2 protein-coding genes are annotated in these 1,671 nt (G+C 33.8%); both read left to right on the forward strand.

All coding sequences use genetic code 11. The features are described 5' to 3' along the window. A partial coding sequence (locus AC1DTM_RS25455; RefSeq protein ID WP_477001187.1) for a helicase-related protein occupies window positions 1-695 on the forward strand: 695 nt, incomplete at its 5' end. Between the two features lie 230 nt (window positions 696-925). Then, window positions 926-1,671 (forward strand): sugar phosphate isomerase/epimerase family protein (locus AC1DTM_RS25460; RefSeq protein WP_477001188.1); only part of this gene is annotated, 746 nt, incomplete at its 3' end.

The following is a 1,671-nucleotide window of genomic DNA, read 5'->3' on the forward strand; positions in this document are numbered from 1 at the left end:
GTGCTGTACTTGATGTAATTAAATCAACGATGCGTGATCGTCAATTAGTATTCTGCTCGGCGACAATAACAAAAGCTGCAGAAGATGCGGCACGTGATTTGACAGTTGAACCACAATTAGTACGTGTAACACGCTCAGAGGCACAGAGCCTAGTTGAACATACGTATATCGTTTGTGAACGTCGTGAAAAAAATGATTATATTAGAAGAGTTATGCATATGGGAAATGTAAAAGCAGTTGCCTTCTTAAATGATCCATTCCGTTTAGATGAAATTACTCAAAAACTAAAATTCCGTAAAATGAAAGCGGCAGCTCTTCATGCAGAGGCAAGCAAACAAGAGCGTGAAGTAACGATGCGCGCTTTCCGCAGCGGGAAATTAGAGATTCTACTTGCTACTGATATTGCAGCACGTGGATTAGATATCGATGATTTAACACACGTAATTCACTTAGAATTACCAGATACAGTAGACCAATATATTCACCGCTCTGGACGTACAGGACGTATGGGTAAAGAAGGAACAGTCGTTTCTCTTGTAACAGAACAAGAAGAGCGTAAATTACTTCAATTTGCGAAAAAATTAGGTATCGTGTTTACGAAACAAGAAATGTTCAAAGGAACATTTGTAGAATCGAAACCACCAGCACCAAAGAAAAAGAAACCAGCTTTTACTGGTAAGAAAAAGCCTAGATAAATGAATGGAAAGACGTAACTATGCGTAGTTACGTCTTTTTTTTGTGGAATAATAGATGAAATTTTATTAACGATTATTAAAATTTCATCTATCGTAACTTTAAAAATATTAACGATTCTACAGGGAATATTGATAAAGGTGTAGCATTTCTAGTTTAGTTTGTACAAGGAAGTAACATAAAAAAAGTCGAATATTAACATGATATGAAATAATAAAAAGAAGGTACATGTATGGCTAGGAAATTAGGAATGTTTTTAAATACGAAACATATTGAAGTAAACGAAGGAATAAGAAAGGCGAGAGAATGGGATTTAGAATATATTCAACTATATGCTATGAATGAGAATTTCAATTTAGCTAATATTTCGAAGTTAGAATGGATTACTTTAAAGGATAGCTTATCTTTTAATGGGATTAAAGTCCCATCATTAGCGATTAATTTTGGAGAAAACGGAATTGTAGGAATGGAAGTTGACAGTGCAATAGAACGGTTTAAATATATTACTGACAGAGGGTTAGAGCTGGGAGCAAGGATAATAACAGCTCATATTGGGGGAATTCCAAATGATGAAAAAAGTGAGTACTATAATAAAATGGAACAAATCTGTTACGAAATAGGGAATTTAGCATTCAAATTCGGGGGAGTCTTCGCTATTGAGACGGGATCTGAAAAAGCAATAGTGTTAAAAAGATTTTTAGAAACTACAAACTCAAAAGGACTAGCTGTTAACTTTGACCCAGCAAATTTAATAAGTGATGTAAATGAAAATCCGATAGAAAGTTTATTGCTATTAAAAAATTATATAGTACAAACGCATATTAAAGATTGTAAAGAATTGAAAAGCGATAGTTCAAGTAAGTATATAGAAGTCGCAGCAGGCAATGGTGAAGTAGATTTCGACTTGTTTTTTCATACATTAGATAACATCGGTTTTGATGGATATAACATGATTGAAAGAAATGATTATTTTGACGA

The organism is Bacillus sp. P4_D3 (genome assembly GCF_056401855.1).